This is a genomic window from Seongchinamella unica (assembly GCF_004354085.1).
Taxonomy (GTDB): Bacteria; Pseudomonadota; Gammaproteobacteria; order Pseudomonadales; family Halieaceae; genus Halioglobus; species Halioglobus unicus.
Genome location: NZ_SMSE01000002.1, coordinates 67,325 through 84,758 on the forward strand (window position 1 = coordinate 67,325; position 17,434 = coordinate 84,758).

Annotated in this window: 17 protein-coding genes; 14 read left to right on the forward strand and 3 right to left on the reverse strand. The window is 58.5% G+C overall.

What is annotated here, in order from left to right; genetic code table 11:
- Position 1 precedes the first annotated feature (1 nt).
- Together E2F43_RS07400 and E2F43_RS07405 are read right to left on the reverse strand one after the other, a co-directional pair.
- On the reverse strand, positions 2-1,216 hold the full coding sequence (locus tag E2F43_RS07400; protein ID WP_133211266.1) for an MFS transporter: 1,215 nt from the start codon (positions 1,214-1,216) through the stop codon (positions 2-4).
- 73 nt (positions 1,217-1,289) lie between these two features.
- Entirely contained in the window at positions 1,290-1,829 is a 540-nt protein-coding gene (locus tag E2F43_RS07405; RefSeq protein WP_133211268.1) for a hypothetical protein, read from the reverse strand.
- A 229-nt stretch (positions 1,830-2,058) separates the two neighbouring features.
- On the opposite strand from E2F43_RS07405, the gene E2F43_RS07410 reads away from it, so the two are divergent.
- The 7 genes from E2F43_RS07410 to E2F43_RS07440 all read left to right on the forward strand — a co-directional run bounded on the left by E2F43_RS07410 (position 2,059) and on the right by E2F43_RS07440 (position 10,412).
- Positions 2,059-3,081 carry an ABC transporter permease gene (locus E2F43_RS07410; protein WP_133211270.1) on the forward strand — a complete coding sequence of 341 codons (1,023 nt, stop codon included), beginning with the start codon at positions 2,059-2,061 and terminating at the stop codon, positions 3,079-3,081.
- Between the two features lie 15 nt (positions 3,082-3,096).
- The gene (locus tag E2F43_RS07415) at positions 3,097-4,164 is read left to right on the forward strand and encodes an ABC transporter permease (protein ID WP_133211272.1); all 1,068 of its coding nucleotides are present in this window, start codon (positions 3,097-3,099) and stop codon (positions 4,162-4,164) included.
- Positions 4,165-4,177: 13 nt separating this feature from the next.
- The gene (locus E2F43_RS07420) at positions 4,178-6,154 is read left to right on the forward strand and encodes an extracellular solute-binding protein (protein WP_238946798.1); all 1,977 of its coding nucleotides are present in this window, start codon (positions 4,178-4,180) and stop codon (positions 6,152-6,154) included.
- Positions 6,155-6,160: 6 nt separating this feature from the next.
- Entirely contained in the window at positions 6,161-7,135 is a 975-nt protein-coding gene (locus E2F43_RS07425) for an ABC transporter ATP-binding protein (RefSeq protein WP_133211274.1), read from the forward strand.
- On the forward strand, positions 7,132-8,100 hold the full coding sequence (locus E2F43_RS07430) for an ABC transporter ATP-binding protein (protein ID WP_133211276.1): 969 nt from the start codon (positions 7,132-7,134) through the stop codon (positions 8,098-8,100). The genes E2F43_RS07425 and E2F43_RS07430 overlap by 4 nt, the downstream gene beginning before the upstream one ends.
- Positions 8,101-8,418: 318 nt before the next feature.
- Entirely contained in the window at positions 8,419-9,006 is a 588-nt protein-coding gene (locus E2F43_RS07435; protein ID WP_133211278.1) for a TetR/AcrR family transcriptional regulator, read from the forward strand.
- 23 nt (positions 9,007-9,029) lie between these two features.
- The gene (locus tag E2F43_RS07440; RefSeq protein ID WP_133211280.1) at positions 9,030-10,412 is read left to right on the forward strand and encodes a DsbA family protein; all 1,383 of its coding nucleotides are present in this window, start codon (positions 9,030-9,032) and stop codon (positions 10,410-10,412) included.
- A gap of 136 nt (positions 10,413-10,548) precedes the next feature.
- Here E2F43_RS07440 and E2F43_RS07445 read toward each other — a convergent pair whose 3' ends face one another.
- Positions 10,549-11,619, reverse strand: coding sequence for an MBL fold metallo-hydrolase (locus E2F43_RS07445; protein WP_133211282.1), 1,071 nt, complete (start codon positions 11,617-11,619; stop codon positions 10,549-10,551).
- 234 nt (positions 11,620-11,853) lie between these two features.
- Between E2F43_RS07445 and E2F43_RS19215 the strand changes: the two genes are divergently transcribed.
- From E2F43_RS19215 to E2F43_RS07480, 7 genes are all read left to right on the forward strand, one after another.
- Positions 11,854-12,210, forward strand: a complete 357-nt coding sequence (locus E2F43_RS19215) for a sulfatase/phosphatase domain-containing protein (protein WP_238946879.1) — start codon at positions 11,854-11,856, stop codon at positions 12,208-12,210.
- Positions 12,177-12,455 carry a hypothetical protein gene (locus tag E2F43_RS19220; RefSeq protein ID WP_238946799.1) on the forward strand — a complete coding sequence of 93 codons (279 nt, stop codon included), beginning with the start codon at positions 12,177-12,179 and terminating at the stop codon, positions 12,453-12,455. The genes E2F43_RS19215 and E2F43_RS19220 overlap by 34 nt, the downstream gene beginning before the upstream one ends.
- Positions 12,456-12,561: 106 nt before the next feature.
- The gene (locus E2F43_RS07455; RefSeq protein ID WP_133211284.1) at positions 12,562-13,269 is read left to right on the forward strand and encodes a DUF3581 domain-containing protein; all 708 of its coding nucleotides are present in this window, start codon (positions 12,562-12,564) and stop codon (positions 13,267-13,269) included.
- Positions 13,270-13,363: 94 nt separating this feature from the next.
- Positions 13,364-14,650 (forward strand): serine hydrolase domain-containing protein, encoded by a 1,287-nt coding sequence (locus tag E2F43_RS07460; protein WP_133211286.1) that lies wholly within the window; start codon positions 13,364-13,366, stop codon positions 14,648-14,650.
- A gap of 572 nt (positions 14,651-15,222) precedes the next feature.
- Positions 15,223-16,437 carry an acyl-CoA dehydrogenase family protein gene (locus E2F43_RS07470; RefSeq protein WP_133211288.1) on the forward strand — a complete coding sequence of 405 codons (1,215 nt, stop codon included), beginning with the start codon at positions 15,223-15,225 and terminating at the stop codon, positions 16,435-16,437.
- A gap of 17 nt (positions 16,438-16,454) precedes the next feature.
- Positions 16,455-16,685 (forward strand): hypothetical protein, encoded by a 231-nt coding sequence (locus tag E2F43_RS07475; protein ID WP_133211290.1) that lies wholly within the window; start codon positions 16,455-16,457, stop codon positions 16,683-16,685.
- A 42-nt stretch (positions 16,686-16,727) separates the two neighbouring features.
- Entirely contained in the window at positions 16,728-17,411 is a 684-nt protein-coding gene (locus E2F43_RS07480; RefSeq protein ID WP_133211292.1) for a glutathione S-transferase family protein, read from the forward strand.
- Positions 17,412-17,434 lie beyond the last annotated feature (23 nt).

Consider the following 17,434-nt stretch of genomic DNA (forward strand, 5'->3'; position numbering starts at 1 on the left):
TTCAGGGGATCGAGTGTTGCCCGGCGCGCCGCGATAACCAGCCGATTGCCAGCAGCGCCAGCATCGCAAACCCCGTCAGTACCAGCGCCAGGGGAAACAGGTCCCCCAGTCCTCCCATGACGACCGCGCCCGCCGCGGGCGCACCCATGGCGATCATGGTCCACAGGCTGAGTACCCGGCCGCGAAAATGTTCGTCAACCAGCAACTGCGCCAGGGCCTGGTTGCTGGTGCCGGCAATGGTGGTAATCAGGCTGATGCCGCCAATGACGATCGAGACGGCGCGCACATCGGCAAACCAGCCCAGCACCGCGACCAGCAATGCACCCAGGGCGAGGCTCAGGATCATCAGCCTGAACAATCGGGGCTCACTTCCCCCCTGGCGGCTCACCACCAGACCACCCACGATGGAGCCGATCCCGGCACAGGCGGTCAGCTTGGCCAGGGTTGCCGAGTTGCCGTCGAGCAGCAGTCCCGACACCGCAGGCAGTAACTCGATCACGGTTCTGCCCAGCAGGGCGTTGACCAGGGTGAAGGCCAAAACCAGGCGCATGGCGCTGTGGGCGCGGGTGTAGCGCAGTCCATCCGCCAGTTCCCGGAAGAATCCGGTCCTGGCGCGGGTGGAGCGCTCTCCGATCCGGTCCGGTATGAATACCAGGAAGGGCAGGGCCCCCAGCATTAATGCCGCGCCGCTGACATAGGCCACTGCCGGCGAGGCGGTATGCAGCAGCCAGGCCCCCAGCGCCGGACCCAGGATTCTCGAGGTATTGAAGACAATGGCTGAATAGCCAATAGCGCTGGGCAGTGATTCCCGGGGCACCAGCAGCGGCACCAATGCCAGGCGGATGGGCGTATGGGCCGAAGTGGCAACGCCCAGTGCCAGTGCAATGGTGAGCAACACAGGCAGGGTGAACACCCCGCTATACACGGCCGCACCGGCAACGCACGCCAGTCCCGCGTGGGCGCTTACCGTGAGCAACTGGCCGTTACGCGGGTTGATCCGGTCTGAAACAATGCCGAATAGTGGGGACAGCACCAGTGCCGGCGCCAGCATCAAGCCGGCGGTGGCGCCCACCCAGGTGGCGGAGTGGGTCAGGTCCCAGGCGCTCCAGCCGAGCAGAAAGCGCAGTATCCAGCTGCCCAGGGTCGAGAAAATGGCAGAGGGAAAATAATGGCGGTAGGCGCGTGAACGAAAGGCAGAGAGGTGGGCAGAGGGCATGGGTACACCCTAGCGGAAAGCACGGGTCAAGCGCTACATGGTTTGCAGTCCCGGCGGGTATCCGTTGCGTCGATCAGGCGATTTCCGCGATGTTGCCGGGCACCGACTCGGCCCCCAGTTCCTTGAGCGCCCGTCGTAATTCGTACTGCTCGCTGACATCGTGAAGCTTGATCACCAGCACTACTTCGTCATTATGCCGCAGCCGGGTGCGGGCGCCAGCCCCGGCCGGCCGCCAGGACAGCATGCCCATGACTGTGATCACCAGGGCCGCACCGATGGGAATGGCCAGTAGCGCCCCCGCCAGCTCCCGGGAGATGACGCCGTTACTGTAAAGCAGGTGCATGAGAACAATCCCGGCGGCGATCAGGACGAAGGCGACCAGGGTGCGCATCAGTTGGCGTTTTTGCAGCGTGCGGCCACTGGCGTTGAACGCGAAGCGATTGCGGTGGGTGGCAGCGCTGTCCTGCTCAAGCGTGGCGAAGCTGATCTGGGAGGGTTGCAGCCCATGACGCAGACAGAGGGCGGTAGCGGCGCGGCGGGCGCTGCCACCATCCGCAAAGATGGCCTCCACCCGGGAGGGAAAGTCCTCATCCAGTAGCGTGCTGTGTTGCATGGGTTACCCCTGCCTCATGAAAAGCCTGCCTGTCATGAGACTACTCCGAAATCAGGACAGAGTGAAGCCACGGCCATTGTCGCAGGGTCGGTCGACCAGCGACACCGCTTTCGCCACACCGGGCTTTGTGGCACCATCAGGCGGGTACGAGCATCAACCAATGCGAGATCAAGCCTCCATGCAGGGATGGGCCTCTCAGCCGCTGCGCCACCGTGGGGCTGACAGCTAAATGCGCGACTATTTTCTTCGGCGATTATTGTTGGTGATACCCACTTTGCTGGGTATCACCGTGATTGTGTTTGCCGTTACCCGGCTGGTCCCCGGCGGGCCGCTGGAGCGGGCCATCATGGAGGCCCAGCAGCTGGACGCGGCCTCGGGCATGTCCAGCCAGGCGGCAGGTCAGGGTATGGCCATTTCTGAGGCGCAACTGCAGAAGCTGAGGGAATACTACGGCTTCGACAAGCCACTGCTGGCCAGTTACGTCGACTGGTTGGGCAAGGTGCTGCGGGGCGACCTGGGTACCTCCTACCGCTACAACGAACCGGTTTGGGATGTGATCAGTGACCGTTTCCCGGTCTCCCTGTACTACGGCCTGACGACACTGGTACTCACCTACCTGGTCTGTATTCCCCTCGGGGTGGTCAAGGCGATCAAGCACCGCACGGTGATCGATAATGCCACCTCGGTACTTATTTTCATCGGCTACGCGATTCCCGGTTATGTGCTGGGGTCCCTGCTGTTGCTGTATTTTTCGGTCCGCCTGGAGTGGTTCCCGATGGGCGGTTTCGTCAGTTACAACTTTGAGGATCTGAGTTTCGGGGAGAAGGCCGCAGATCTCCTCAGTCACTCGGTGTTGCCCCTGATCTGTTACATGGTCGGCTCATTCGCGGTAGTGACCATGTTGCTCAAGAACCACCTGATGGATAACCTGGCAGCGGACTACATCCGCACGGCCATCGCCAAGGGCGTATCCTTCCGCCAGGCGGTTACCCGCCATGCCATGCGCAATTCGCTGATTCCCATCGCCACCACCTTCGGCCAGAACATCACCCTGCTGGTGTCCGGCTCATTCCTGATTGAGACCATATTTGATATCGATGGTTTCGGCCTGTTGGCCCTGACCGCCATCGTCGACCGGGATTACCCGGTGGTGATGGGCGTGGTGTTCCTCAGTTCCCTGTTGTTGCTGATTGGCAATATCCTCTCGGACCTGCTGGTAGCGCTGGTCGATCCGCGCATCCGCTTCCATTAGGGCAACCATCGACTGATGTTCAAGTTCAACCCCCAGACCCTGAAGAAACTGCACCGCTTTCGCGAGATCAAGCGCGGCTATTACAGTTTCCTGATTCTGGCGGGCATGCTGCTGGTACTGGCCTTTGGCGAACTGCTGGTCAACAGCCGGGCGATCGTGGTCAAGTACGAGGGCCAGTGGTATTTCCCCACCTACACCGCCTTCTACCCCGGTACCGACTTTGGTTTTGATTACAGCTATGAGGTGAATTACCGCGATCTGCGTGACAGGTTCGCCGAGGAGGGCAGCGACAACTGGCTTATCATGCCCCCGGTGCCTTATAACGCCTTTGAAAACAACGGTCACGGCGGCGTCTTCCGGCCCACCCCGCCTTCAGCTGAAAACCAGCATTACCTGGGGACGGACACCACCAGCAGGGACATTCTGGCGAGACTGTTCTACGGAACCCGTATTGCGCTGGTCTTTTCCCTCGCTTTTACGGCCTGGGTTTACCTCATCGGCATTTCGGTGGGCTGTGCCATGGGCTATTTCGGCGGTGTATTCGACCTGTTATTCCAGCGAATTATTGAAATCTGGTCCAACATTCCGTTCCTGTACATGGTGATCATCGTGTTCTCGGTGATTCCCTCCACCCTGTCCATTCCGGCGCGCATCGGTATTCTGCTTGCGGTGATGGTGCTGTTTTCCTGGACGGGGATGACCTACAACATGCGCACCGAGACCTACAAGGAAAAGGCGCGGGACTACGTCGCCGCCGCCCGTATTCTGGGGGCCTCCGATACCCGCATCGTGTTCCGCCATATTCTGCCCAATGTGCTCGCCACCCTGGTAACCTTTATGCCCTTTGTGGTGGTTTCGGCGATCGGCGCCATTACCGCACTCGATTTTCTCGGCTTTGGGCTGCCGCCACCCACCCCCAGTCTGGGTGAGTTGTTAAAGCAGGGGACCGCCAATCTGCGCACCGCCCCCTGGATCGTCTCGGCCGCCTTTGTCACCCTGGTGTTCCTGCTGACGCTGATCACCTTTATCGGCGAGGCCGTGCGCGAATCCTTCGACCCGAAAAAATTTACTGTGTATCGCTGAGGATGTACTGGTTATGACTGAAATGATGTTCCGACGTCTGCGGCTGCTGTGCTTTGCTGCACTCTCTGTTGGTCTGCTGGCTGCCTGCGGTGGCGGGGACGACGCGGCAACGCCGCAACAGAGCGCTGCGCCGATTGATAACAGTGAAGAGGTGCAGGCCTATTACGCGGCTAATCCCGACTTCTTCAGCTTCAAGATGCCAGCCGATATACCGCAGGGGCTGGACTGGCAAAACGGCTCAGGCCTCGCGGAAATGGGTTCGCCGGAGGCGAAGAAGGGTGGCACCGAGTACCGGGCGCTGCAGGATTTCCCGCGCACCCTGCGCATAATCGGCCCGGATTCCAACGGCGGTTTCAGGGGGATGTTGCTGGACGACGTCACCGTTCCCCTGGGCTTCCGCCATCGCGAGTACTTTGACTTTATCCCCGGGCTGGCCGATGCCTGGGCCCGGGGAGAGGACGGCAAGACGTTTTATATCAAGCTGGACCCCAGGGCCACCTACTCGGACGGGGTTCCGGTGACGGTCGACGACTACATGTTCATGTTCTGGATGTTCCGTTCTCCCTATGTGACGTCACCCTGGTACAACAATTTCTACAGCACCATGTTCACCAACATTACCCGCTACGACGATTACACCATGTCGATCAGCATCCCGGCCTCCAAGCCGGACGGCGAGGCCCGGGTGCTGGGCCTGCGCCCAATGCCGCGGCATTTTTACAAGGAGGTGGGTGAGGACTTTGTCGATCGCTACCAGTGGCGTTTTGCGCCGACCACGGGGCCTTACGTGATTGAGGATGGCGACCTGAAAAAAGGCCGTTCCATCACCCTCACGCGCATCCCCGACTGGTGGGCCAAGGACAAGAAGCACTGGCGCTATCGCTTCAATGCCGACAAGGTCCGCTTCACGGTGATCCGCGATACCGAGAAAATATTCGAGGCTTTCCGCCGCGGCGACCTGGACCAGTCCGGTCTCAACCTGGCCGAATACTGGTATGAAAAACTGCCCGATGATGCCCCGGAAGTGGCCGCCGGTTACATCAAAAAGGCCGTGTTCTACAATCAACGCCCGCGACCCACCTACGGCCTGTGGATCAATACCGCGCGCCCCCTGCTGGACGATCAGGATATACGCCTGGGTATCAACCACGCCTCCAACTGGCAACTGGTCATCGACAAATTCTTCCGGGGTGACTACGGTCGCCTGCGTACCGAGCATGACGGTTTCGGCGAGTTTACCCACCCGACTCTCAAGGCAAGGGAATTCGATATCGACAAGGCCCAGGCCTATTTTGCCAAAGCCGGCTTCAGCCAGCGGGGCCCCGATGGCATCCTGGTGAACGAGGCCGGCCAGCGGCTGTCATTTACCCTCTCATCGGGCTACCAGTCCCTCAAGGATGTGCTGACCATCCTCAAGGAAGAGGCCGCCAAGGCGGGACTGGAGTTTCGTATCGAGCTGTTGGACGGCACTGCCAGCTGGAAGAAGGTGCAGGAGAAGCAACACGATGTTCACTTCTCTGCCTTCGGCGTCATCCTCGAGATGTACCCCCGCTTCTGGGAACACTACCATTCCGACAATGCCTACGACCAGGCATTCCTCGAGGATGGCAGCGTGAATCCGGAGCGCAAGATCAAGACCCAGACCAATAACCTGGAGAGCTTCGCCGATCCCGAAATGGATGTGATGATCGAGCGCTATCGGGCTTCTGATGACAAGCAGGAAATGATCGAGCTCGCCCATAACATGTCGGAACTGCACCACGAGCACGGTTCTTTTGTACCGGGCTTCTACCAGGGTTTCTTCCGCGTGGGCTACTGGCGCTGGATGCAGTACCCGGAGGAGTTCAGCTACAAGCTGGCCCAGGGAGCAAGCGAACTGTTCGTGCACTGGATCGACGAGGATATGAAGCGGGAAACCCTTGAGGCCCGTAAAACCGGCAAGACCTTCGAGCCTTCGATCAAGGTATACGACCGCTGGAAGGAGGACTAGGGTTTCATGTCCCTGCTGGAGGTCGACAACCTGCAGGTGGAGTTCGCCACCGACGAGGGTCGGGTGCGCGCCGTCGATGGGGTCAGCTTCAATATCGAGGCTGGCCAGACTCTGGGAATTGTCGGCGAATCCGGTTGTGGCAAGAGTGTTACCGCGCTGTCGGTCATGCGTCTGCTACCCCAGCCCATGGGCCAGATTGCCGGTGGCGCTGTCCGCTTCCGGGGCCGCGAGCTGAGTACGCTGGACCTGGAGGCGATGCGCAAGGTGCGTGGCGCCGATATCGGCATGGTGTTCCAGGAACCGATGACCGCCCTAAACCCGGTACACACCATCGGCCGCCAGTTGACCGAGGCGATACTGCTGCACAAAAACCTCAAGCCGGCTGCAGCGACCCGCGATGCGGTGCAACTGCTGGACCACGTGGGCATACCGTCGCCGGACATTCGCATGGGTGAGTATCCCCACCAGTTGTCCGGCGGCATGCGCCAGCGGGTAGTGATCGCCATGGCCCTGGCCTGCAAGCCGGCACTGCTGATTGCCGATGAACCGACCACGGCGCTGGACGTCACTATCCAGGCGCAGATACTGGAACTGATCAGCGACCTGCAGGCGGAGATGGGCATGGCGGTGATGATGATTACCCACGATCTCGGGGTGATCGCCGAAACCTGCGACGAGGTGGTGGTGATGTATGCCGGCCGCATGGCGGAGCAGGGCAGTGTGTTCGATATATTCGATCGTCCCACCCACCCGTATACCCGGGGGCTGCTGGCCTCCATACCCCGGCTGGAGACGAAGCCCAAATCGCGACTCAGCGTTATCGAGGGCATGGTGCCCAGTCTTTACGACCTGCCGCCAGGGTGTCGCTTCCAGAACCGCTGTCCACACGCAACGGATGCCTGCGCAGCGGCGGCGCCGGTGATCGAAGCGGTCGCCGACGGCCACCGGGTTGCCTGCTGTCGCTGGCGGGAGCTGCGATGAAACCGTTACTCCAGGTCAGTGACCTGCAGATGCACTTCCCGGTGCGCGAGGGGATACTGCTGCGGGCACGCAAGTTTAACCGCGCGGTGGACGGCGTGTCCCTGCACATCAATCCCGGTGAAACCCTGGGGCTGGTGGGGGAGTCCGGTTGCGGCAAGTCCACGCTGGGGCGCTGCATCAGCCGCCTGTATACGCCGACCGCGGGCAGCATCCTGTTTGCGGGGCAGGACATCTCCCGGCTCAGGGGTAAGGCCCTGCTGCCTTATCGTCGTGATATCCAGATGATTTTCCAGGACCCGATGGAGTCCCTGAATGCGCGGCACACGGTGGGCGAAATCCTCGAGGAACCGCTGGTGATCCATCGTATGGGCGACAAGGCGCAACGTATGGCCCGGGTGCGTCAGCTGCTGGACATTGTCGGTCTCCCCGCGCGCTCGGTCACCCGTTATCCCTTCGAGTTTTCCGGGGGCCAGCGTCAGCGTATCGGTATCGCCAGGGCGATCGCGCTGAATCCCCGCCTGATTGTCTGCGACGAACCGGTGTCGGCGCTCGATGTGTCCATCCAGAGCCAGATTCTTAACCTGTTAAATGATTTGCAGCAGGAACTGGGTCTCGCCTACCTGTTCATCGCCCATGACCTGGCGGTGGTAAAACACATCTCCGACCGGGTGGCGATCATGTACCTGGGCAATATTGTCGAATACGCCGCCGGTGAGCGGGTCTACAGCGAGCCCGCTCATCCCTATACGCGATCGCTGATCGCGGCAATCCCGGTCCCAGATCCCCACCGCAAGGCCCAGCGCCAGGTGCTGGCCGGTGATGTGCCGTCGCCGATCAATCCGCCGGCCGGTTGTCACTTTCACCCGCGCTGTCCCGAGGTGATGGAGCGCTGTCGCAGCGAGGCGCCGGAACTGATAGCGCGGGAGCATGACCACGCCTATGCCTGTCATCTGGAACGAGATTAGTTTTTCGTGCTTGCTATCCGCCTGACGTGCCCGGTCCAACCTTGATCGGGCCAGCGATACGGCTGCTCAGCCAACCGCCATAAGATGCGCCGGCTTGTGGTTCGACTCGCTCTGTGTCCACAAAGCAGGCGATCCTGCCCGGGTAAAAGGACAGCTGGTCGGCAATGTTCCGGAACGCACCGATAGCTCCAGACAATGGCGCCTGCCGATGCGGCCTGGCCCCAGAAAGTTATACTGGTCATCGGGCAAAGTTCGCCATACAATATGACACTAATGGTGTCAATAAATACAGTTTACGTACAAGGAAAGTCAGGCGCTATGTCGGAACCCGTAAAACCCGAAGTCGTTGATGGTCGCCGCGCACGCAGCGAACGCAGCAAGCAGGCCATCATTGATGCGTCACTGGCACTGATGGAAGAGGGTAACCTCATTCCTACCGCGCAACAAATTTCTGATAAGGCGGGGGTGGGTATTCGCTCTTTCTTCCGTCACTTCGAGGACATGGAAACCCTGTTTGCCACCATCGACGAACAGATTCGGGCGTCTACTGAAGCGCTGTTTCTTGGTGGAGACCGGGATGGCACCCTCGAAGAACGTATTCTCCATGCGATAGAAAGACATGGGGAGGGCTATGAAAAGCAGCGTAACATGATTCTTTCCACTTCTGCCCAGCTCTGGCGCTCGGAAACCTTGAGGAGGAATTACGCCCGCTACCAGCGCGGACTGCGTCGCGATCTTGATGACTGGCTGCCGGAACTGAAACAACTAACGCGTAGTCAGCGAGAGGCGGTAGACGCGATTGCCTCCTTCGAAATGTGGCACCGCCTGCGTTATCACCAGGGTCTGAGCAACAAGTCGACCATAGAAGTCCTGGTGAGCCTCATTAATTTACAGCTCAAAGGCTGATCGTGCTCTCGGAGGGGTAATTTATGACTGAGCAATTCAAGGATCAGGGTGGCGTGGCCTCCATGGACCCCAGTCCATTCCACCGCTGGCTCACTTCACGCATCGTACGTCGTATCTGCAGCCCGCAACGACAGCAAAAACAGCGGAAAAAGCTGGAAAAAGCGCGCCTCAAGGCTGGCGATAAACATGTCGTGGAATACTTCCACCAGGTGGACGATGGCTACAGCCACCTGGCCTCACAGGTCCTGCTTCACCTCGCCCAGCGCTACGATATCGAATTGGTCTGTCACCTGGTACGTGGCCCCCAGGGTAAGAATGTAGCAGAGCCAGAGTTACTGTTACGACTGTCCCGTTATGACGCTTTTCATGTGGCGCCGGAATACGGCCTGCAGTATCCCGAACATCCCCAGCCGCTGGAAGCGTCCATGGTCGATCTGGCGAATGCCATACTGGCGGCACAGGACAACGAGAGCTTTATCGAGTGTGCGGCACACGTGGGGGATGCACTGTGGTCAGACGATGCACAACGCCTGCAGGGACTGGCAGAAAGCCTGGGCTTCGGCACTGACGCCGAGCGGGAAGCTCGTCTGGCTTCCGGTATTGCCCGCCGTGCCGAACTCAAGCATTACTCCGGCGCAATGTTCTACTATGGCAATGAGTGGTACTGGGGAGTTGACCGGCTCTACCATCTCGAGAGCCGCCTGGCCGAGCTCGGGGCCGATCGCGAACCTGGGGAAGCGCTGCTGGTGCCGCGTCCCCCTGTGGAGGCCGGCCCGCTCAGGGACAATGGCAGCTTGACACTTGAAGTCTATCCCTCGCTGCGCAGCCCCTACACATCCATCGTCTTTGATCGCACGGTCAAACTTGCTGAGGATACAGGTGTGAATCTGGTGGTGCGCCCGGTACTGCCCATGGTGATGCGCGGTGTGCCCGCCACTCGCGAAAAAGGTTTTTATATCTTTTCCGATACGGTGCGCGAGGCCCGTTACGCGGGCGTGCCGTACGGCAATTTCTACGACCCCATAGGCGACCCGGTACGCCGCTGTTATTCCCTCTACCCCTGGGCCTGTCAGCAGGGCCTGGGTAACGAACTGCTCTCCAGTTTCCTCAATGCTGCTTTCGCCAAGGGCATCAATACCAACAACAACCACGGGCTGCGCAAGGTGGTGGAGGCCGCTGGCCTGAACTGGCGAGAGGCACGGCAGCACCTGGGTGAGCCTGGCTGGGAAGCGATGCTGGAAGAAAATCGCCTGGCCATGTACGACGCCGGCCTTTGGGGCGTGCCCAGTTTCCGTCTGCTGGACGAACAGGGTAACCAGATACTGGCTCTCTGGGGGCAGGATCGCCTGTGGCTGTTCGCCCGTGAGATCCAGCGCCAGCTTGATCGGCGACAGGTCGCGGGTTGACAGTAAGACAGGCTACGGTCTCTCCGCGGGTTCTTAGGTAATTGGGGACAGACCACGGTTTATATGGCAGAAAAACCGTGACCCAGGAAAACCTTAAAACCGTGGTCTGTCCCCAATTTTTTCGGTTACTGGTTTCCTATAGCCCGGCGCTGGTCTTGATGATTTCCTTCGAGTTGGCCGGTAGCGTGAACGCCACGCCATCCTCGCCGATGGTGTAGTTGGGGAAGATATCTTCAGCTCCGTTCAGGTACAGCAGGTCCTGGCCCGGAATTACCAGTGGCGGGACAATGTGGTAGTACAGCAGGTGGCCAACACCGGCATCGCGGGCAGTTTCTGCCGCTTCCACCGGGCTGGCGTGGTAATCGAGGATGTCATAGGTAATCTTGGCCATAATCTGGTTGCCCAGTCTCCTGGCGGTTGCGTTCATCATGTTGACAAGATTGGGGGCAAGAGCCTCATGTACCAGCAGGTCGATCCCCTCGGAGAATTTCCGGATGTTGGCCTGCTTGGTGGTATCGCCGGTAATCAGCAGAGAACGTCCCTTGTAGCTGAAGCGGTATCCCACCGCAGGTTCCACTGGTGAGTGATCCACCGCCAGCATTTCTACCTTGAGTCCTTCACCCTCGTAGACCAGGGTCAGTTCACCCATGGGCGGCTTATCGAAAGGTATGGCCTGCATGCCGGCGGCACTCATGGGAGCCACGAGGTCGCCGTGATGCTCATGGCGATAGGTAAAATCCTGGGCATAGGCGGCGTTGAATCCGTCCACCACCCGTTCCACTCCGCGGGGGCCGTAAACGGGAAGGGGAGTCGCGTTATCGCCGCCGGCCCAGCGCAGGGTGCTGATTTCCCCCAGGCCATCGATATGATCCGAGTGAAAGTGGGTGAGGAATACGCCTCTCACAGTGCCGGGCTGGTAGCCCATGCGAGCCAGATTGCGGGGCCCGTCAGTGCCGGCATCCACCATGAACAGCTGTTTGCCGGCAACCACTGCAACGCAGGGGCCGGAGGCGTTGGGAGCGGGCATGGGGCCGCCGGCACCGCACAGCGCCAGGTGCAGCCCATCTTCCAGTTCCGCGACAATGTCAGCGCCCATGCGGGATTCCAGGCCTTTGGCCATTAATCGGGTGGCGATGGTTGCACGCTGGCTGTAGGCGATTGCCGCCACCGCGGCCAGCAGAGCCAGTGCTATTAACGTCTTTTTCATGGTCGGTCCCTGAGTGCGCCGGCGCGATCTGAGGTTAAAGGTATGATATGGCACAATTAATGTCAAATTGATGCCATGCCCTGAAACATGCCCTGTAGAATGTTGATTTGCCCCCAAAATTGACCCACTAACTGGAGTGGAGTGAACCCCTGGAAGTAGAACGTCTTACCCGCTGTAATTGACCGTCCGTAGCGTCACAGGAGCATTTACATATGCCGAGACGACACCGTGGTGGTGTTTACCAGCGACAATGGCGGCGCTGGTTATATTGGCATCCCGGACGTGAACAGTCCGTTTCGCGGCTGGAAAATCACCATGTTTGAAGGCGTTCTGCGTGTACCGTTGTTTGTGAAATGGCCGGCCCGAATCACTGCCGGCGGCTCTGTGGATACTCCCGTAGCCCATATCGATATGATGCCCACGCTGGCGGCCGCTGCTGGAGCGCCGCTACCTGAAGGTGTGATAATTGACGGTGTCGATCTGTTGCCGCTGGTGACAGGGGAGGGGGTGATAACCTGGCCCGCGATATCCTGTTCTGGCAGAACGGCCACTATCAGGTGGTGCGCCACGGTGACTGGAAACTGCAGGTAAATGATCGTCCCACCGATGGCCTGAAGAAATGGCTTTACAATCTCGCGGTTGATCCCACCGAGCAGAATAGCCTTGCGGCGAGCCGTCCGGATAAACGGCAAGAACTGGAGGCATTGCTTGCGGAGCACCAGGCCAGTTCTCGTGGTCCGCTTTATGAGTCCGTGGTGCAAATGCCGGTGATGGTCGACAAGACACTGGCCGAGAAGTTTGTTGAGGGCGACGAGTACGTTTACACCCCCAACTAAAATCCGGGGCAGGCTGCGACTTACAAAAAATGGTGGTCTGTCACTGGATTCCAGGTGATACAATGCTGGTCTCCCGCCTGCAGCGATAAATGGACCGTAACGTTTTATGTTTCTCGATTCTTTCCACAGTAAGGAAAATGGCTTTATTCAAATCACTGCCGACCAGGCCAGTGAATTCGCCAAGGGGATTTCGGATGACTTCAATCCCATTCACGATCCCGACTCCAGACGCTTCTGCGTCCCGGGTGATCTGCTGTTCGCGCTGGTTCTTTCCAGCTACGGAATCAGCCAGAGTATGTCCTTCAGTTTCAAGGGGATGGTTGGCGCCCTGACCCCGCTGGTCTTTCCCGATACCGACGCCTCAAGGCTGGAGATCGTAAACGACAAGGGCAAGGAATTCCTCACTGTCGAGCGCTCAGGCGAAGTCAGCCGTGACCTGGCATTGATAGAAGCCATGATTCGTAACTATGTCGTTTTCTCCGGGCACAACTTCCCGGGAATTCTCGTTCCCCTGATGGCAGAGCATAATGTCATGATTAACCCGGCCCGGCCGTTGGTGATTTACGAGGGGATGTCTTTTAACCTGGAGCACCTTGGTTTTGGTAACCCGGAGTTGGAACTTTCGAAAGCCACCCTCCTGGTATCGGGAAAACGTGGAGATGCAGAATTACATTTCAACATCACCGACGCCGGCCGTCCTGTAGGCACTGGCCTGAAAAAGCTGGTTCTCAGCGGACTGAGGGAGTATGAGGAGCCCGCGATGCAGGGCATGTGTGACCTTTACCAGGCGCGTAAACAGAGTTACATGAACTGATTGCAGAGATTCGGTTACCAATCGCATTGGTATAGAGCGCCCTCGGTACAATATCCAGCCACTTATCAATGTCGGGAAATTGAGTCAGATCTGCATGGATGTCAATTACGTCAAAGGCGATGTAGCGCCAGGTTTCGAATCGGTTAAAGCACTCTTTACGCAACAAATGTGCACTCTGGCAGAGCAGAATGCCCAACTCTGTGTCTATCACCGAGGTAAAAAAGTAGTCGATCTTTGGGCATCGGCTACGGGTAACGAGGATTTCTCAGGCGATTCCCTGGTCAATATTTTCAGTAGTGGCAAGAGCCTGGAGGCCATTGCCGTCGGTGTGCTGGTCAGTCGGGGGCTTATCACTTATGACGCGAGAATTACGCAATACTGGCCGGACTTCGGCGCCCAGGGCAAGGAAGGAGTGACTGTTGCTGACCTGATGCGGCATGAGGCTGGCCTGGCGAATTTCGACACGCCGCTGGATGCGGAAGACTTGTTTACCGAAAATATCAAGGAGAACGCCGTTGGCCGCGTGATTGAACAACAAGGGCTGAGCTACGATTCGGGCGGAAAGCGTGAATATCATGCTATTACACGTGGCTGGATTATCAACGAGTTGTTTCGTCGGGTTGATCCCGAAGGCCGCACCATCGGCGAGTTTTTGCGACAGGAAATCAGTGGCCCACTGGGAGCGGATGTGATGGTGGGTGTTAATGAACAGGAACGGCTGCGCATGTTCCCGGTACAGCCCCTTGGCTTAGGTTTCCAGCTGTGGCAGAGCCTGCTGCCGCGCTTCCTGGGCAGGCGCGTATTGCACAATGTTTTCCAGTTGCTTGCCCGTATAGGCAAGATGATCCCCTCCTTGATCAAGGGCGCTCGCAGGTCCAGGCCGCCGCCAGCATTTAGAGAGATGACCGGTCTGGACTATTTCAATGCGCTCGATTTCGGCAGAGGCGAAACCTCTTCCGCCAATGCGACTTGCTCTGCCCGTGGTCTTGCCAGGCTCGGTGCCATGATGTCTGCCGGCGGTAAACTTGAAGGGAGGGAGTTCCTCTCCGAGAGCGCCTGGCGGGCACTACACGCGAAACCTGTTGAAGCGAGTATGGGGGCAGTCATGCCGACTCGCTTTACCCAGGGCGGGGTTGACTGTTTTCAACCTTGTGACCCCGAATCCCCTCGGCTCGAGCGAGCTTTTAACCAGGGTCGAGAAGGGTTTTATGGTTGGATGGGTTTTGGTGGCTCCATCTTTCAGTGGCATCCTGAGCATGATATCAGCTTTGCCTTTGTGCCCACGTCGTTACACTACCTGGACTTTCTCAACGAGCGGGGCAAGTGTTACCAGGCAGAGGTTTTGCGTTGTGTCAGCCGCCTGAAAGCAGGCGTTGTCTGAACACGGGCCAGTTCTCGCTTGATAACTTGTGGTCTGTTACTGGCTCCAGGCCAGGTAATGTACCCTTGATACCACGCCCGGCGAACAGGGTTTTGACGGCGGCATCCGCTGCTGCGCCTGGGCACAACAGTGCTCGCTCTCGACCAAATAGCGCCGGGGTATTTGCTGGCACCTTGGCCGGGCTTCCAGCTTGCGCATAAAGAAAATCATCTCGCTGCCGATGAGCTGGTGGTCGCCTCTATAGATAGCTTACTCCTGGGCGCGTTCGCGGCTGCAACTCGGCGTTTCCCGCTGCGCCTATGTGCCGGATTTGTTAGCGTGGCAGGTTTACATAATGGCAGTTTATGTGACAATATGTTTTGATGCTCGCGAGCGCCTGATCATCAGCTGATCGCAACGGATAAACAGCAGCAGCGCAGATCGCAGCACTGTAACGAATCCGCCTCTATGGACGCGGAAGGAATTTAGAGATGGGTGCGCGTGCTCAGCTGCTCCGATTCGCCCGGATAGCAAAGCTGGAGGCAGGCGGTGAATGGATTGGTCTCCAGCGAAACAGATAGAGGGACAATAAAATGGGTTTTGAAACAAGCGAAAAAGTGATGGCGCTGAACACCAAACTGGAAGTTTTCATGGATGAACATATTTATCCCCGTGAACACGACTGGAACGAATGGACGCTTAACCAGGACAATCTCTGGGAGACGCCTCCCTGGTTTGACGAGTTGCGCGAGCTGGCCAAGGCCGAGGGATTGTGGAACCTGTTCCTCCCTCACGAGTATGAGCCCTGGAGCCCGGGTTTGACCAACGTGGAAATTGCGCCGCTTTTCGAGACCATGAGCAAGGTGATTTGGGCCCAGGCAGTGTTCAATTGCAACGCACCGGATCGCGGCAATATGGAAGTACTGGCGAAGTACGGTACGCAGGAGCAACAGGAGCAGTGGCTGAAGCCTCTTCTTGCGGGTGAAATCCGCAGCGCCTACGCCATGACTGAACCACAGGTCGCCTCTTCTGATGCCACCAACATGGAGCTCGAGATAATTCGCGACGGCGACGAATACGTGCTTAACGGGCGCAAGTGGTGGACTACCAATGCGATTAACCCGCGCTGCAAAATCATGCTGGTGATGGGTAAATCCAATCCGGAGAACGACCGGCACCGCCAGCATTCGACTATTCTCGTGCCTCGCGACACCCCCGGGGTGAAGCTGGTGCGAGAGCTGCGTGTATTCGACAATCTTCACTCGCCTGGCGGTGAAGCGGAATTCCTGTTCGACAATGTCCGGGTGCCGGTGAGCAATATGATCAAGGGCGAGGGCTGTGGTTTTGAAATTGCCCAGGGCCGGCTTGGCCCGGGCCGATTCCAGTACGCCATGGGCCTGGTGGGTCTGGCCCAGCGGTGCCTGGAACTGATGTGCGCGCGTGCAGATGACCGCGTTGCTTTCGGGGAGAAGCTGATCAAGAAAACCAGCGTGCAGCATGAGATCGCCCGCTGTCGCTGTGATATCGAGCAGGCCCGACTGCTGACCCTGCAGGCCGCCCACGTAATGGACACCCAGGGTATGAAAGCGGCGATACCCTATATCTCCATGGTCAAGATCGTTGCCCCCAATATGGCGCAGCAGGTGGCCGACCGCGCCATGCAGGTGTTTGGCGGCATGGGTGTGTGTCAGGACACCCTGATCCCCGAGGTATTTACGCTGGCGCGGTTCTCACGCATTGCCGATGGCCCCGATGAGGTACATATGTCCCAGCTGGGCAAGCTGACCGCGCGAGAACTCAACGGATAATCCATGGACACAAAACCATGAGACGTAAAGCACTGATTGTATTCGCGGTGCTGCTTGCGCCGCTGACGCTGGCCAGCGATATTTCCGGGATTTGGAAGCATGCCGACGAACCGGGCTGGATCGAAATCAGTCTGGAACAAGGGATAGGCACCGTGGTGCGCAATGACCAGTTTCCCGAACGGGTCGGTCGCGAAATCCTCATTGACTGGCTTAGGGTCGACGCCTTACCTGTCTCCGGAGACAATTAGCCTCCACTCACGCTATCACAGCTAACGGTAACAGGAGTTGCCATGATCGATTTGTATACCGCACCCACTCCCAATGGTCACAAGGCATCGTGCACCCTGGAAGCCCTGGAGATTCCTTACCAGACACATTTCGTTAATATTTCGGAAGGCGAGCAGCGCACGCCTGAATTCCTGAGGCTCAACCCCAACGGCCGGATACCGGCAATCGTGGACCGTGAAGCGGACAGCTTTCCGGTTTTCGAGTCCGGGGCCATCATGATCTACCTGGCAGAGAAAGCCGGAAAACTGTTACCCACCGACTCTCTGGGACGCTCGCGGGTGATTCAATGGTTGATGTTCCAGATGGGCGGTGTCGGTCCAATGATGGGGCAGGCCAATGTGTTTTTTCGCTATTTCCCGGAGAAGTTACCGGCGGCCATCGATCGATACCAGAACGAGTGTCGACGCCTGTTTGAGGTTCTGGACGGGCATCTCGCAGAGAATGAATGGCTGGCCGATGATTATTCCATCGCCGACATCGCCAACTGGTGCTGGGTGCGTACCTACAAGTGGTCAGGCGTCTCTATCGACGGCCTTGATAACCTGGACCGCTGGTTGCTGGTAATGCGTGACCAACCGGGCATGGCAGCAGGTATTGAGGTACCTTTCAGCCTGGGCAACCTGCTTGAAGATGAGAAGGAGGCCGAGGCCTTTGCCAACAATGCGCAGAAACTGGTCCAGAAGTAAATTCGGACAAACGCCAGATTAAG

Excerpts from the sequence above, each read along its gene's own strand:
- E2F43_RS07400 (WP_133211266.1), bottom strand. The coding sequence starts at position 1,216 with ATGCCCTCTGCCCACCTCTCTGCCTTTCGTTCACGCGCCTACCGCCAT.
- E2F43_RS07405 (WP_133211268.1), bottom strand. The coding sequence starts at position 1,829 with ATGCAACACAGCACGCTACTGGATGAGGACTTTCCCTCCCGGGTGGAG.
- E2F43_RS07410 (WP_133211270.1), top strand. The coding sequence starts at position 2,059 with ATGCGCGACTATTTTCTTCGGCGATTATTGTTGGTGATACCCACTTTG.
- E2F43_RS07415 (WP_133211272.1), top strand. The coding sequence starts at position 3,097 with ATGTTCAAGTTCAACCCCCAGACCCTGAAGAAACTGCACCGCTTTCGC.
- E2F43_RS07420 (WP_238946798.1), top strand. The coding sequence starts at position 4,178 with ATGACTGAAATGATGTTCCGACGTCTGCGGCTGCTGTGCTTTGCTGCA.
- E2F43_RS07425 (WP_133211274.1), top strand. The coding sequence starts at position 6,161 with ATGTCCCTGCTGGAGGTCGACAACCTGCAGGTGGAGTTCGCCACCGAC.
- E2F43_RS07430 (WP_133211276.1), top strand. The coding sequence starts at position 7,132 with ATGAAACCGTTACTCCAGGTCAGTGACCTGCAGATGCACTTCCCGGTG.
- E2F43_RS07435 (WP_133211278.1), top strand. The coding sequence starts at position 8,419 with ATGTCGGAACCCGTAAAACCCGAAGTCGTTGATGGTCGCCGCGCACGC.
- E2F43_RS07440 (WP_133211280.1), top strand. The coding sequence starts at position 9,030 with ATGACTGAGCAATTCAAGGATCAGGGTGGCGTGGCCTCCATGGACCCC.
- E2F43_RS07445 (WP_133211282.1), bottom strand. The coding sequence starts at position 11,619 with ATGAAAAAGACGTTAATAGCACTGGCTCTGCTGGCCGCGGTGGCGGCA.
- E2F43_RS07455 (WP_133211284.1), top strand. The coding sequence starts at position 12,562 with ATGTTTCTCGATTCTTTCCACAGTAAGGAAAATGGCTTTATTCAAATC.
- E2F43_RS07460 (WP_133211286.1), top strand. The coding sequence starts at position 13,364 with ATGGATGTCAATTACGTCAAAGGCGATGTAGCGCCAGGTTTCGAATCG.
- E2F43_RS07470 (WP_133211288.1), top strand. The coding sequence starts at position 15,223 with ATGGGTTTTGAAACAAGCGAAAAAGTGATGGCGCTGAACACCAAACTG.
- E2F43_RS07475 (WP_133211290.1), top strand. The coding sequence starts at position 16,455 with ATGAGACGTAAAGCACTGATTGTATTCGCGGTGCTGCTTGCGCCGCTG.
- E2F43_RS07480 (WP_133211292.1), top strand. The coding sequence starts at position 16,728 with ATGATCGATTTGTATACCGCACCCACTCCCAATGGTCACAAGGCATCG.